The following is a 13,621-nucleotide window of genomic DNA, read 5'->3' as shown; positions in this document are numbered from 1 at the left end:
TCTGAATGAACGCGGCGGGGCAGTGCAGGGCGTATCTAGAAAGTTTAGCGCGATCAGGCCTGAGTCGCCGTGCCGGAGGCGTTTTCAGGCGCGGCCTCGGGCGATTTTTCCGCATTCTGCGCCGCGGGCGTCATCACGCCGAGCGACACATGGAACTTGAAGGCGTCCTCGACCGAGGTGGAGGTCTTCCGCACGGCGGCGCGCTCGACCATGACGACGTAGCCCGAGGTCGGGTTCGGCGCCGTCGGCACGAAGACGGTGATCATGTCCTCGCCGCCCATCTCCTTCTGTGTCCCGGCGCCGGGCGTGGCCACGACGAAGCCGTAGGTCCAGCAGTCCTTCCTCGGGAACTCGACGAGGACCACGTCGTGGAAGCTCTGCGTGCGGTCGGAGAGCACCGTCTCGAGGATCTGCTTGACGCCCGAGTAGATCGGGCGCACGAGCGGGATCTTCTCGAGGAAACGCTCCCAGCGGGAGACGATCCACTGACCGATGAAGTTCGCGACGAGGATGCCGGTGACGAAGATCACGGCGGCGGCGATCACGAGGCCGATGCCGGGGATCTCGTAGCCGATCAGAACCTCGGGACGGAGGTTCGGCGGCAGCAGCTGCACGACCGAGTCCGACCAGCGGATGATGGTCTCGAGCACCCAGAGCGTGATGACGAGCGGGCACCACAGGAGGAGTCCTGCGGAGAAGTACTTCTTGAACATGGCGGAAGTCCGAGGGGATGCAGAAAAAGAAAAACCGCGCGGCGACTTCACTCGCGGCGCGGTTTCCGGGCTGAGGATCGGGGTCTTTCTTCTATGTTTGTGGTCGGGACAGGAATCACCGTCCTGCCGGGAAAGTTTGCCTCAGTCGCTTGCTGGTCACTTGTCCGAGTGACGGTGCGCCGCCGGGACGGCCTTGGGGCCGCCGTTGAAGTCGGTCGCGGCCCAGCCGGAGCCCTTGAGCTCGAAACCGGGGGCGGAGAGCTCCTTCTTCAGCGTGTCCTTGCCGCAGCTCGGGCACTTGGTCAGGGGCTTGTCACTCATCTTCTGCAGGAAGTCCTTTTCGAAACCGCAGGAGGTGCACTTGTAGGCGTAAATCGGCATGATGAAAGCCCTCGTGAGAGGGCGTGAAAGGTGTTTGTTCGCGGAACGGCAATTATATGAAAAACCCGGAGCTGAATATCGGCCCCGCCCGGTCCGGCAAGCGGCCGGATGCCGGGATTCAGGCGTAATTGGACGCAGGCTGACGCCTGCGCGGAGTTCTCCCCGGACGGACCCCGGGCGGACGGCTTCCCCGAATCTTGTGTAATTGGATTCCTCTTGACAGGTGCGTAGATTGGCCTCCAGCCCAAAAACACCAAGGAGAACCCAAACATGCATCTCTCTCACAGGACCACTCTCGTGGCCGCGCTCGTCGCCGGCCTCTTCACCGTCTCCGCCGCCGAGGCCGCCGATTTCAGCATGCGCGGCGCCTTCGACGTGGGTCTCACCTACAGCCACACCAAGGCGGGCGACACGCTGCGCATGGATCCGGGCCAGTACGTCGGCAGCGAGATCACCCTCATGGGCGAGGAGAACCTCGGCGCCGCGACCGTGGGCTTCAACCTCACGCTCGGCTACAACACGGACGACGGCACGATGGACAACACGGGCGACCGTCTCTGGAACCACGAGAGCCAGGTCTACCTCAAGGGTGACTGGGGTCAGCTGGGCGCCGGCCGCATCTCGTCCTTCGCCACGGGACTGGGCACCCAGTCGTGGTACGTGAAGTACGACGCCTTCGAGGCGGGCTACGTCGACGCCGCTCTCCAGAGCACGCAGCACAGCACCTGGAGCCGCTTCTCCAACTCGGTCTACTACACGACGCCCTCGTTCGCCGGTCTGCGCGCCGGCGTCTTCTACTCGCTCACGGGCGCCAGCGAGGACAAGGAAAAGACTCATTTCCAGGACAACGAGCGCTACTGGAACGTCGCGCTCAACTGGGGCCGCGCCGATGAGAAGCTGAGCTTCTTCCTCTCCGCGGAAGGCGTCGAGCGCGCCAACGGCAGCACGCTGAAGGACGGCTGGATCGTCAAGGGCGCCGCGCGCTGGGATCTCGACTTCATGAAGCTCATGGGCGGCTTCTCGCACTCCGAGCATCAGGATGAATACGCCTTCGCGAGCTGGGCCGCCAACGCGATCTACCAGGCCTCGGGCAATCTCTCGGGCGGCATCCGCGGTGACGCGGCCTACGTCGGCGCTCAGTTCCCCGTGGCCGAGAGGGTTCAGCTCAACTTCCAGTACCAGTACCTTGACGGCCACAACACCGACACGGACGAGGACTTCAAGCGCCACGTCGTCGCCGCCGGCCTCTACAAGTACTTCTCGCAGCGCACGATGCTATACACGATCGCGAGCTGGGCGAAGGGCAGCGGCGCGCTTGACGAGGACATCGATCCGGATTCGAGCGCCACGACCTTCCAGATCGGCGTGCCCCATTTCTTCTGATCTTCTGATTTCCGCGGAGGGATCCTGGGAACGAGGAGCGTGCCGGTGGATCCTGGACTCCGGCGCGTCTCCCCGCCGGAAGCCCGGGACCTCCCGGCACGTTTTCTCCATAATGCCTTGAGAGAAGAGGGCCTGTTCAGTGCAGAGACTGGACAGGCCCTCGTTTTAAGCGTTCAGGGTGAATCAGTTGAGCGCGGCCATGACGGGCGCTTCGTTGACGACGAGCGTCCCGGGCCAGTGGCGGCGGACGGCGTCACGGAAGAGCATGTCGCCCTTCGGGGCGACGAAGATCATGGGCGTCTGGATGCCGTTCACGGTTCCCGTGCGGGAGATCAGCCGGTCAACGAGCATCTCCGCGTCAGCGGGCGATCCCGCCTCGGCGCGGATGCCGGCGAGGCGGCCGTTCGGCATGAGCGCGCTCACGCCGACGATGAGCTTCACCATGCCGCAGCGATGGCGGCACATGAGTGACCAGCCGGAGACGAGGCGCACGAACTGCGGCGTGCGGGTGTTCGTCCAGTTCCGGTAGTGCCGGCGCAGGATCGAGAAGAACTGGTCCGGGTTCTGCGGGAGCTCCGAGTCGGCGTCGCGGTAGACGACGTCGCGCAGGTGATTGAGCTCCTCCTCGCTGTAGCCCTCCGCACAGGCGAGCGCGAGAAGGTCGGCGATGTCGACCCGGAGATCGCGCGAGTAGCGGTGCACGAAGGAGGGCTCGAAGGAGCCGCGGCGGTCGCGGGAGATCTGCACGGTGATGTCGTCGCCGCCGAGACTGAGGCGCCGCTCGACGTAGCCGTTGCGATAGTCGGTGATGCCCGCCTGCTTGACCTGCTTCAGGTACATGAGGAGCTCGCACTCGACGATAGAGCTCACGATCATGCCTGCGAGCTTTTTCTCGCTCGCATGGATGGACTCGGCGGTGATCAGCTTGTTCCCGATCACATGCTCGAGATAGCTGTCGCGTGCGTTGAGGGAGAGCGGCGCGAGCCCGAAGATATCGTCCCCGAAGGAATCCGGGTAGAGGTCGAGAGTGCGAAGACGTGCAGACATCGTGACTTGGGGCGCGGCACCGGCGTCGGGGAAGCGGCGGCACAGCGTCGGAAAAGGGAAAGATGTCGGAAGGGTAGAGAACCCGCAGGGGGTTCTGCAATTACACAAGATTTTGATGTTCCACTGCAAGCCCTGCGGGAGAGGACATCCGGGCAGATAGGGGAGGGGCTCTGGGGCGCAAATGTTGTGTGTTTTTCTTTTCCGAAATTCTTTCCTAAAGTCCGCTTCATCGATGAACGGCGGCCCCGAACCCTCTCTCCACCGTTCAGCGAAAGGATCACCAAAGAAGGATGGAGAAACCCATGAACATCAAGAATCTCAGGAAGGTTGCGCTCGGTTCCGCTCTCGCGCTTGCCTTCTCCGCCCCCGCTCTCGCCGCCGACATCATGGCCGACGTGGTCGTCATCGGCGCCGGTGCCGCGGGTTCCGCCGCCGCCGTCGCCGCCCAGAAGGCCGGCGCGAAGACGGTGCTTCTCGAGAAGACCGGCTTCCAGATGGGCGCCGGCTCGTTCGCCGGCGGCATGTTCGCCGCGGACAGCTCGCAGCAGAAGGCCGCGGGCAAGGTCGTCTCGAAGGAGTGGCTCTTCAACGAGTACCACACCCTCTCGGGCGGCTTCCAGAACAACCGCCTCGTGCGCCGCATCATTGACGAGGCCGGCCGCACGGTCGACTTCCTCTGCGAGAACGGCGCCGAGCTCAAGCTCGTCAGCGCCGGCACGGGCGGCGGCTATGCCCACGTCGGCAAGCCCGCCACGCTCCACGGCTACCAGCACGGCGGCGCCAAGGCCCTCCAGGGGCTGCTCAAGTCCTTCAAGGCCGCGGGCGGCACGGCGTACTTCTCCACCCCCGCCACAGAGCTCATCACCGACAAGGACGGCCGTGTGACGGGCGTCAAGGCCAAGGGCCGCGGCGGCAAGACGCTTGAGATCGACGCCAAGGCCGTGGTCATCGCCACGGGCGGCTTCGGCGGCAACGCCGAGATGATGAAGGAGTTCCTCGGCGAGCCCTACACCCCGGGCGAGGTGACGCAGAACACCGGCGACGGCATCCGCATGGCCTGGAAGGCCGGCGCCGGCCGCCGCGGCACGGACGTCACGCAGTACTTCTGGATGACCTTCCCGCAGTCCGAGATCGGCGAGTTCACGAAGATCACCGACAACTGGTGGTCCCTCACCGACCTCACGCGCTACCCGAACCTGCGCGTCAACCTCGAGGGCGACCGCTTCGGCGACGAGAGCAACGTCACGCTCTACTCGGTGCACGGCGCCGAGCTCGGCATGCAGAGCAAGCAGACCGAGTTCGTGATCCTCGACCAGGGCATGGTCGAGCGCGTCGCCAAGGGCGGCTTCGCGGCGATCGAGGAGCAGTACAAGGCGTTCAAGGGAAAGCGCGAGTTCTTCATGGAGTTCAACGAGCCCAACGACACCGAGGAGCTCTCGAAGGCCGAGAACACCCCGTTCGAGCTCGGCAAGTACCTCGACCAGTTCGTCGGCAAGACCGCCACGGTCTACAAGGCTGACACGATCGAGGGTCTCGCCAAGGCGATCGGCGTTCCGGTCGGGAATTTCCTGGCGAGCGTCGAGCAGTACAACCAGGCCGCGGCCACGGGCAAGGACGAGCTCTTCTTCGCCGACGGCAAGCGCTTCATCCCCGTGAAGAAGGGCCCGTTCTATGCGGTCCGCTTCATCGCGCGCAACCTGGGCACCCTGGGCGGCATCCGCATCAACGAGCGCATCGAGGCCTGCCGCACCGACGGCACGGTGATCCCGGGCCTCTGGGCCGCGGGTGCTGACGCGGGCGGCATGTATGGCAAGGCCTACGTCGACTTCGAGGGCGGCACGCTCGGCTTCGCCTACACCTCGGGGCGTCTCGCCGGTGAAGGCGCCGCCGCCTACGCCAAGAGCCTCAAGTAACCTCAGGCTCAGCACAGAGTCTTCTCCAGATGGAGGGGCGGGCGCCGGGGGAAAAGGGAAAAGAAGCCGGCGCCCGCACCTCTTCCCAAATTTAAAAGGAGTCGAAAAAGCAACGGACCTTGCTTTTTGCGACTCCTTCTTTTTGCCTCCTTCCCGGGGAGGCATCCCGTCGAGGGGAGGCTTCCGCCTCCCCTTCAGGCGTTCAGAGGTCAGTCCTCTTCGGCGCGCTGATAATGAGCGGCGAGCTCGGCCTGCTTGGCGGCGGGCACGGGCTGGTAGCTCGAGAGCTCCATGCTCCACGCACCGGTGCCCTGCGTGAGGGCGTGCAGACGCGTGGCGTAGTTCTCAAGCTCGGCGAGCGGCACGAGGGCCGTCACCTCGATCTCGCCGCCGGGCAGCGACACCGTGTTCGTCACCTGACCGCGGCGGCTCGAGAGGTCGCCGGCGATGTCGCCCATGTAGCTCTCGGGAGCCGTGACCTCGACCTCGACGATCGGCTCGAGCACCTGCGGAGCGGCGTTGGCGAGCGCGTCAAGGAAGGCCTTGCGGCCGGCGGCGACGAAGGCGACTTCCTTCGAGTCAACCGGGTGATGCTTGCCGTCGTAGACCGTGACGCGGAGATCCTCGATCGGATAGCCGGCGACATAGCCCTGGGCGAGCACCTCGCGGACGCCCTTCTCGACGGCAGGGATGAGGTTGTACGGAATCACGCCGCCCTTGACCTGGTCGACGAACTCGAAGCCCTGGCCGCGCGGGAGCGGCTCGACGCGGAGATAAACCTCGCCGAACTGGCCGGCGCCGCCCGTCTGTTTCTTGTGGCGGGCATGACCCTCGGCCGGGGCCGAGATGGTCTCGCGGTACGGCACGGACGGAGCGGAGGTCTCGACCTCGAGCTTGAAGTTCGTGCGCATGCGGTTGAGCACCGAGCGGACGTGCATGTCGGTGAGGCCGCGGATGACGGTTTCATTGAGCACGGAGTCGTGCTCGACCACCATCGTCGGATCCTCGCTCTGCATCTTGGCGAGCACCTCGCTCATGCGGCTCTCGTCGCCGCGGCGGGCCGGGCGGATCGCAAGGCCGTACATCGGGCGCGGGAACTTGATCGGGCGCATGTGCACGCCGCCGTCCATCGGGTCGCCGTGGAGGATCGAGCCGTAGTTGAGCTCCTCAATCTTCGCGAGCGCGCCGATGTCGCCCGGCGAGAGGAGATCGGTCTCCTGGGTGTTCTTGCCCTGCAGGATGAGCGGACGCGGGGCCTTGATCGGCTTCTTGCTGCCGTCGACGTAGAGCGTGCAGTCCTTCGTGATCGTGCCCTGGTGGACGCGGAAGATGCCGATCTTGCCGATGTACGGGTCGTTGACGATCTTGAAGACCTGGGCGATGACCGGGAGGTTCTTGTCCGGGTAGGTGCGGAAGGGCGTGCCGTCGGCGTTCTGGAAGAGGGCCTCGTTCGCCTCGCCCGGGTGCGGGAGGTGGCGGATGATGACCTTCATGAAGTCACGGATGCCGATCAGGTTCTTCGCCGAGGTGAAGCAGACCGGGATCACGTGGCCGGAGCGGAGCGCACGCGTCACGAGCGGGTGGAGCAGACGCGGATCGACGCGGCCGTCCTCGAGGTAGCGCTCGAGCATCTCGTCATCCTCCTCGATGACGCGCTCGATGAAGGCGCGGTGCACCTCCTCGACGGACATGATGTCGCTGTCGCCGTCCTCGCGGTCGAAGCAGTCGATGACGTGCGTACGGTTGCGCGTCGGGAGATTGATCGGGAGAACGCCCGGGCCCCAGGTCTCGCGGAGCTGCTCGAGGCACTTCTCGAGGTCAACCTCGGGCATGTCGAACTTGTTGATGACGATCAGGCGGCAGAGACCGCGCTCCTTGGCGACCTCCATCATGCGGCGGGTGAGCAGCTCGGGGCCGCGCGTCGGGTCGATGACGGCGCAGACGGACTTCACGGCGTCGAGCGCCGAGAGATCCTGGCCGAGGTAGTCGGGGTAGCCCGGGGTGTCAAGGATGTGGATGCGGACCGGAGTGAGATCCGCCATGGCCGTGTCAACGTGCGCGACGGCGAGACGGATCGAGTGGCCGACCTCCTTCTCGAGCGCGTCGTTGTCGCACATCGTGTTGCCACGTTCGACGCTGCCGAGCTCGGGGATCATGCCGGAACGGTAGAGCATGGCCTCGATGAGGGAGGTCTTGCCGCAGGAGCCGTGGCCGACAAGGGCGAGCGTGCGGAGGTTCTCGGTGGGGTAATTGCTCATGATTGGTCCTTTTTGCCTTGTTGTTAGAAGCAGTGGATCAGATCATTTTGCGCCCTTCGATCGGAAAAGGCGAGACCCCCTCGGGTAAATCTTGATATCGATTAGCGATCGATATCAGGCAAGCGAGATCACGATGTTCGCCTTGTTCGCCTGCGCGGAGCCTCCTCGGGCGGAGCGTCCGGAGAGCGCACGATCAGCTGGTAGCCGACGCCGCGGATGCTCTCGATCTGCACCTGCTGACCGACGACCGGGACGATCTTGTGGCGGATCGAGGAGACATGGACGTCGATCGCGCGGTCGTAGGGACCCATCTGGCGGCCGAGCACCTTCGGATAGATCTCCTCCTTCGAGACGGGCGAGCCCGCGTGGCGGGCGAGAAGCTCGAGGAGCGAGAACTCCGTGCTCGTGAGCTCGATTTCGCGCCCGAAGGCCGAGACGGAGCGCAGCGACGAGTCCACCTTGAGCGGTCCCACCTCGATCGGAGCGGTCACCGTGCGCATGCTCGAGGCACGGCGCAGGATCGCGTTGATGCGTGCAACGAGCTCACGCGGCGGGCAGGGCTTCTGCACATAGTCATCGGCGCCGAGCTCAAGCCCCACGATGCGGTCGACGGGGTCGCCGCGGGCCGTGAGCATCAGCACCGGGATCTGCGAGTGCTCGCGCAGGCGCTTCAGGACGTCGACGCCGTTCATGCCGGGCATCATCACGTCGAGCACGACGAGGTCGAAGTGCTCGGTCTCGGCGAGGCTCAGGCCGGCCGCGCCGTTGTGCGCGGGCGTGGTCTGGAAGCCTTCGAGCGTGAAGTAGTCGACGAGGAGCGTGACGAGCTCGACATCGTCGTCGATGATCAGGATGCGACGGGGCGTTTTGTACATGTCAGGGATTGAGGTAAAACAATGTCGTCGCCGTATCTTAACAAAGCCGGGAAATCAATCTCAGTTCCGCAACAGTGACAGGCATTTCAACATTCATGAATTGAGACAAAGTGCGGGTCGATCTAAGGATCTCCTATTACTGCGGGCGGACAATGCGCTCAAATGGAAGAAACCCCGGGTCTCGGATGAGTCCCGGAGAAAACGAAAAATCCAAGGAAAACATATGTACTGCAACCTGAGACCTGCCGCCCTTCTCACAGCGCTCTGCCTCGCGCTCACGGGCTGCGCGGTCCAGCAGCCTGATCTCGAGCGCATGACTGCCGAGGCCTCCCCCTCGGGCTGGCAGCGTCAGTCGCTTCCCGCGGGCTCGGTCGAGACCTGGTCGGACTTCTGGAACCGCTGGAATGATCCGAAGCTCACCGACCTGATCGGCAAGGCGCTCGCGAACAACCCGGACATTGAGACGGCCGCCGCGAACCTGCGCGCCGCCCGCGCCACGATCATCAGCGCGAACTCCGCGCTCTGGCCATCGGCAACGGCGGGCGCCGACGGCTCGCGCCGTCGCTCGAACGGCTCGTGGTCGAACTCGGTCTCGGCCGAGGCCTCGGGGTCGCTCACGCTCAATCTCGCGGGCAGCGAATTCTGGAAGGCCGACGCGGCGTATCTCAACGCCGAGTCGAAGGCCTACACGCTCGAGGACGTGCGCGCCGCGACCGCCGCCGAGACGGCCGAGGCGTACGTGAACCTGCGCTCCGCTGAGGCGCAGCTTGAGATCGTCAAGGCCTCGCTCAAGAACTACATGGAGACGGCGGACACCTCGAAGTGGCAGTTCGAGGCCGGCACCGGCGCCGCCTCCGAGGCCGAGGACGCGCTCGTGCAGGTGGCCTCCGCCCGCGCGCGCATCCCGTCGCTCGAGGCGAGCATCCTGCAGTACCGCAGCGCGCTCATGCGCCTCACGGGCCTGCCCGTCGAGAAGCTCGGGCTCGAGCCCACCGGCGTGATCCCCGAGCCGCCCGTCGGCATGGCGATGTCCTTCCCCGCGGAGACGATCGCCAACCGCCCGGACATCCGCAGCGCGCGCCGCGCAGTCGAGTCCGCCGTGGAGACGCTGAGGAGCGCTAAGACCGACTTCTTCCCGACGCTCTCGCTCACGGGCAACATCGGCACGACCGCGACCGCGGTGAGCGCCCTCGGCACGGCCGGCACGGGCGTGGCGGGGCTTGCCGCCGCGCTCTCGGTGCCGATCCTCAACTGGGGCTCGCTCGTCGCGGCCGAGGAAACCGCCGCCGCGCAGCTCGACAGCGCCGTCGCCACGTACCGCTCGACGCTGCTCGCCGCGCTCGAGGAGACGGACAACGCGCTCTCGACGATCGAGAGCACCGAGCGTCGCGTCGAGGACCTTGCGCGCGCCGTTGACCACGCCCGCGAGGCCGAGAAGCTCTCGAGGCACGAGTACTCGGCCGGCATCGGCGACTACTCGATGCTGCTCTCGACGCAGCAGTCGCTGCTCTCCGCCGAGGAGAGCGAGCTCACGAACCGCGCCGACCGCGCGATCGGCTACATCTCGCTCTACCGCGCCCTCGGCGGCGCCTGGGGTGTGGAGGCCGCGAAGGAGGCCCGCGAGCAGCAGCAGGCCGCGGCGCAGTGACGGGAACCCGGACAAAGAATTTTTACTGAGAAGAACCAAAAATGACTGAAAGCACGAAAGAGAACAAGGAATCGGTGGCGGCCTTCCTCGGCGAAAAGAAGCGCCCGTGGTACGTCAAGGCCCTTCCCGTGGCGGTCCTCCTCGCCGCAGGCGCGGCGGGCGGCTGGTACTGGTACCAGGGCCAGGGCGGCACGGGCAAGCTCTCCTGGGTGACGCAGGCGGTCTCCCGCGGCAACATCGCCGTGACGGTCTCGGCCGACGGGACGCTCAATCCCACGCGCACCGTGACGATGGGCTCCGAGCTCTCGGGCATCGTCTACAAGGTGAACGTCGACGTGAACGACATCATCAAGACGGGCGACGTCCTGATTGAGCTCGACACCCGCAACCTCGAGGCGAAGGTGGCGAGCGCCCGCGCCGCGCTCGCGAGCGCGAACGCCGAGCTCGCCGAGAAGAAGGCCACGCTGCGCGAGGCCGAGGTGAAGGACAAGCGCCTGAAGGAGCTCAACAAGCTCTCGGGCGGCAAGATGCCCTCGCGCACCGACCTCGATGCGCAGGAGGCCACCGTCGCGACCGCGAAGGCCGCGGTCGCGGTGGCCGAGGCCTCGATCGACGACGCGAAGGCCTCGCTCGACCAGACCGAGACCGATCTCTCGAAGGCGAAGATCCAGTCGCCCATTGACGGCGTCGTGCTCGCGCGCGACGTCGAGCCGGGCTACGCGGTTGCGGCGAGCCTGCAGGCCGTCGAGCTCCTCACGCTCGCGACGGACCTGAGGAAGCTCGAGCTCCAGGTGAACGTCGACGAGGCCGACATCGGCTCCGTGAAGCCCGGCCAGAAGGCCTACTTCACCGTGAGCGCCTATCCCGACAAGCGCTTTCCGGCGAATCTCCGCAAGGTCGCCTACGGCTCGACCACCAACGAGAACGTCGTCACCTACACGACCTACCTCGACGTCGAGAACGCCGACATGCAGCTGCGCCCCGGCATGACCGCGTCGGCGACGATCGCCACGGCGCACAAGGAGAACGTGCTCCTCGTGCCGAACTCGGCGCTCCGCTTCGTGCCGCGCGCGGCCCAGGAGGAGTCGAGCACCGGCGCGAGCATGGCGCGCAGCGCCTTCATGCCGGGCCCCCCGGGGCGCGGCGGCAACCGCCAGAAGACCGTCAAGGATGACACCAGCCAGGGCCAGGTCGAGCGCGAGCGCACGATCTACGTGCTGCGCGACAACCAGCCCGTCGCCGTGCACGTCCGCACGGGTCTCACCGACGGCACGAAGACCGAGATCATCTCGGGCGACATCACTGAGTCCGACCGCGTGATCGTTGACCAGCAGCGCTCGGGCAGCTGACGAGGAGGTTCAGAGGGCATGGACCAGAGACCTCTCATTGAATTCCGCGGCATCGGCAAGCGCTACGGCACGGGCGAGGCGGCCTTCACGGCGCTCCACGGCATCGACCTCTCGATCAACGAGGGCGAGTTCGTGGCGATCATGGGGCCGTCGGGCTCGGGCAAGTCGACCGCGATGAACATCATCGGCGCGCTCGACCGCCCGTCCTGGGGCGAGTACCTCTTTGACGGCGTGCATGTCGAGAACCTGACGAACGACGAGCGCGCGCTCCTGAGGCGCCGCTACCTCGGGTTCGTCTTCCAGGGCTTCAATCTGCTGCCGCGCACCACGGCGCTCGAGAACGTGGAGCTTCCGCTCCTCTACCGAGGCCTCAAGCGCAGCGAGCGCCAGAAGCTCGCCCTCGCGGCGCTCGACCGCGTCGGGCTCGTCGAGTGGGCGCACCACACGCCCGCCGAGCTCTCGGGCGGCCAGCAGCAGCGCGTGGCGATCGCCCGCGCGATCGTCATCAAGCCGAAGCTTCTGCTTGCCGACGAACCGACGGGCAGCCTCGACAGCGCGCGAAGCGTCGAGATCATGAAGCTCCTCTCGGACCTCAACGAATCCGAGGGCATCACCGTCGCGCTCGTCACCCACGAGCCCGAGATGGCGACCTACGCGAAGCGCCACATCATCTTCCGCGACGGCCGGCTCGTGCGCGATGACCGGGATCTCCCGGGCCGCGTCGGGAAGGAGAGCCAGGGAGGCGAATCATGATCGGCAATGCACTCATGCTTGCGCTGCGCCAGATCTGGCGCAATCCGATGCGCAGCCTGCTCACGGTGCTCGGCGTCGTGATCGGCGTCGCGGCGGTGATCACCATGGTGACCATCGGCAACGGCGCGTCGCTTGCGATCAAGTCCGAGATAGAGAGCTTCGGCAACAACCAGATCATGCTGCGCCCCGGCATGCGTCTCGGGCCGGGGCAGTCGATCGGCGCGCCTGACTTCAAGCTCTCCGACATCGACGCGATCAAGAGCCAGATCGCCGGCGTCGTGGAGGTCGCCCCGCAGACGAGCAAGACCGTCACGCTCGTCGCGAACGGCCGCAACTGGCAGTCGAGCGTCATCGGCACCGACTCGGCCTACTTCACGATCGACAACCGCACGATCGAGGAGGGCAGGAGCTTCGAGGACGCCGAGGAACTCGCCGGCAGCGCCGTCTGCGTGATCGGCACGACGATCGCGAACGAACTCTTCGGACGCACCACGGGCGTCGTGGGCGAGCAGATCCGCACGGGCAGCTTCTCGTGCCGCGTGATCGGCATGCTGAAGAGCAAGGGCTCGGCCGCGATGGGCGGCGACAAGGACGACCTCCTGGTGATGCCCTTGAAGACCGTTCAGAGGAGGCTCCTCGGCGAAACCCGCGTCTCGGCGCTTCTCGTCCTCATCAACGCGGACTCCGACCGCGACCGCATCAAGGAGGCGATCAAGCAGCTCATGCGCGAGCGCCGCTCGCTCTCCGCGGGCGACGACGACAACTTCCAGATCATGGACACCGCGGAGATCGCGCAGAAGGTCGCGAGCACGACCGGGATCATGACGACGCTGCTCGGCGCCGTCGCGGGAGTGAGCCTTCTCGTGGGCGGCATCGGCATCATGAACATCATGCTGGTGTCGGTGACCGAGCGAACCCGTGAGATCGGCATCCGACTCGCCATCGGCGCGCTCGGCCGCGAGGTGCTGCTGCAGTTCCTGATCGAGGCGCTCGTGCTCGGCTGTCTCGGCGGACTCCTCGGCGTCGCGGTGGCGTTCTTCGCCTCCTACGCGGCCTGCATCGCGATGAGCGTGCCCTTCGCGTTCGATCCCTTCATCAACCTGCTCGCCTTCTCGGTCTCGGCCGTCACGGGCGTGGTCTTCGGCTTCTTCCCTGCGCGCCGCGCGGCGAAGCTCGACCCGATCGAGGCCGTGCGCCACGAGTAAGGTACGAAGGAGCCGACCCAACAAAAAATCCGCGCTTCCTTTCGGGGGCGCGGATTTTTTTCGACCTTCACTTCTGCGCCGGCTGCGTGTCTGTCA

General features: G+C 65.9%; 11 protein-coding genes. 6 read left to right on the top strand and 5 right to left on the bottom strand.

Features of this window, described 5'->3' with window-relative positions:
- Positions 1 to 53: 53 nt before the first annotated feature.
- Both Q4F91_RS01635 and Q4F91_RS01630 read right to left on the bottom strand, forming a co-directional pair.
- Entirely contained in the window at positions 54 to 713 is a 660-nt protein-coding gene (locus Q4F91_RS01635) for a DUF502 domain-containing protein (protein WP_303334024.1), read from the bottom strand.
- Positions 714 to 869: 156 nt separating this feature from the next.
- Complete coding sequence (locus Q4F91_RS01630; RefSeq protein WP_303334023.1) at positions 870 to 1,094, bottom strand: zinc ribbon domain-containing protein; 225 nt, start codon at positions 1,092 to 1,094, stop codon at positions 870 to 872.
- Between the two features lie 270 nt (positions 1,095 to 1,364).
- Here Q4F91_RS01630 and Q4F91_RS01625 point away from each other — a divergent pair, with 270 nt between their 5' ends.
- Positions 1,365 to 2,477 carry a porin gene (locus tag Q4F91_RS01625; RefSeq protein WP_303334022.1) on the top strand — a complete coding sequence of 371 codons (1,113 nt, stop codon included), beginning with the start codon at positions 1,365 to 1,367 and terminating at the stop codon, positions 2,475 to 2,477.
- A gap of 183 nt (positions 2,478 to 2,660) precedes the next feature.
- On the opposite strand, the gene Q4F91_RS01620 is transcribed toward Q4F91_RS01625, so the two are convergent.
- Positions 2,661 to 3,524, bottom strand: a complete 864-nt coding sequence (locus Q4F91_RS01620; protein ID WP_303334021.1) for a transposase — start codon at positions 3,522 to 3,524, stop codon at positions 2,661 to 2,663.
- Between the two features lie 302 nt (positions 3,525 to 3,826).
- Here Q4F91_RS01620 and Q4F91_RS01615 point away from each other — a divergent pair, with 302 nt between their 5' ends.
- Entirely contained in the window at positions 3,827 to 5,437 is a 1,611-nt protein-coding gene (locus Q4F91_RS01615; protein WP_303334020.1) for an FAD-dependent oxidoreductase, read from the top strand.
- 209 nt (positions 5,438 to 5,646) lie between these two features.
- Here Q4F91_RS01615 and fusA read toward each other — a convergent pair whose 3' ends face one another.
- Together fusA and Q4F91_RS01605 are read right to left on the bottom strand one after the other, a co-directional pair.
- Positions 5,647 to 7,695: an elongation factor G gene (fusA, locus tag Q4F91_RS01610; protein WP_303334019.1), complete on the bottom strand. Its 2,049-nt coding sequence runs from the start codon at positions 7,693 to 7,695 to the stop codon at positions 5,647 to 5,649.
- Between the two features lie 128 nt (positions 7,696 to 7,823).
- The gene (locus Q4F91_RS01605; protein ID WP_303334018.1) at positions 7,824 to 8,570 is read right to left on the bottom strand and encodes a response regulator transcription factor; all 747 of its coding nucleotides are present in this window, start codon (positions 8,568 to 8,570) and stop codon (positions 7,824 to 7,826) included.
- 223 nt (positions 8,571 to 8,793) lie between these two features.
- Between Q4F91_RS01605 and Q4F91_RS01600 the strand changes: the two genes are divergently transcribed.
- From Q4F91_RS01600 to Q4F91_RS01585, 4 genes are read left to right on the top strand one after another with little or no spacing between them, the layout of a single operon-like run.
- Positions 8,794 to 10,218 carry an efflux transporter outer membrane subunit gene (locus tag Q4F91_RS01600; protein ID WP_303334017.1) on the top strand — a complete coding sequence of 475 codons (1,425 nt, stop codon included), beginning with the start codon at positions 8,794 to 8,796 and terminating at the stop codon, positions 10,216 to 10,218.
- Positions 10,219 to 10,259: 41 nt separating this feature from the next.
- A complete protein-coding gene (locus Q4F91_RS01595; RefSeq protein ID WP_303334016.1) occupies positions 10,260 to 11,567 on the top strand; it encodes an efflux RND transporter periplasmic adaptor subunit in 1,308 nt (435 codons plus the stop codon).
- Between the two features lie 18 nt (positions 11,568 to 11,585).
- On the top strand, positions 11,586 to 12,320 hold the full coding sequence (locus Q4F91_RS01590; RefSeq protein ID WP_303334015.1) for an ABC transporter ATP-binding protein: 735 nt from the start codon (positions 11,586 to 11,588) through the stop codon (positions 12,318 to 12,320).
- Positions 12,317 to 13,525, top strand: a complete 1,209-nt coding sequence (locus Q4F91_RS01585; protein WP_303334014.1) for an ABC transporter permease — start codon at positions 12,317 to 12,319, stop codon at positions 13,523 to 13,525. The genes Q4F91_RS01590 and Q4F91_RS01585 overlap by 4 nt, the downstream gene beginning before the upstream one ends.
- Positions 13,526 to 13,621: the final 96 nt, after the last annotated feature.

It is taken from the genome of Sutterella sp. (genome assembly GCF_030539355.1).
Lineage (GTDB): Bacteria > Pseudomonadota > Gammaproteobacteria > Burkholderiales > Burkholderiaceae_F > Sutterella.
Note: the sequence above shows the minus strand (reverse complement) of the source record. Positions and strands in the feature narration are given on the sequence as shown.

Excerpts from the sequence above, each read along its gene's own strand:
- Q4F91_RS01625 (WP_303334022.1), top strand. The coding sequence starts at position 1,365 with ATGCATCTCTCTCACAGGACCACTCTCGTGGCCGCGCTCGTCGCCGGC.
- Q4F91_RS01595 (WP_303334016.1), top strand. The coding sequence starts at position 10,260 with ATGACTGAAAGCACGAAAGAGAACAAGGAATCGGTGGCGGCCTTCCTC.
- Q4F91_RS01615 (WP_303334020.1), top strand. The coding sequence starts at position 3,827 with ATGAACATCAAGAATCTCAGGAAGGTTGCGCTCGGTTCCGCTCTCGCG.
- Q4F91_RS01635 (WP_303334024.1), bottom strand. The coding sequence starts at position 713 with ATGTTCAAGAAGTACTTCTCCGCAGGACTCCTCCTGTGGTGCCCGCTC.
- Q4F91_RS01600 (WP_303334017.1), top strand. The coding sequence starts at position 8,794 with ATGTACTGCAACCTGAGACCTGCCGCCCTTCTCACAGCGCTCTGCCTC.
- fusA (WP_303334019.1), bottom strand. The coding sequence starts at position 7,695 with ATGAGCAATTACCCCACCGAGAACCTCCGCACGCTCGCCCTTGTCGGC.
- Q4F91_RS01585 (WP_303334014.1), top strand. The coding sequence starts at position 12,317 with ATGATCGGCAATGCACTCATGCTTGCGCTGCGCCAGATCTGGCGCAAT.
- Q4F91_RS01590 (WP_303334015.1), top strand. The coding sequence starts at position 11,586 with ATGGACCAGAGACCTCTCATTGAATTCCGCGGCATCGGCAAGCGCTAC.
- Q4F91_RS01605 (WP_303334018.1), bottom strand. The coding sequence starts at position 8,570 with ATGTACAAAACGCCCCGTCGCATCCTGATCATCGACGACGATGTCGAG.
- Q4F91_RS01620 (WP_303334021.1), bottom strand. The coding sequence starts at position 3,524 with ATGTCTGCACGTCTTCGCACTCTCGACCTCTACCCGGATTCCTTCGGG.
- Q4F91_RS01630 (WP_303334023.1), bottom strand. The coding sequence starts at position 1,094 with ATGCCGATTTACGCCTACAAGTGCACCTCCTGCGGTTTCGAAAAGGAC.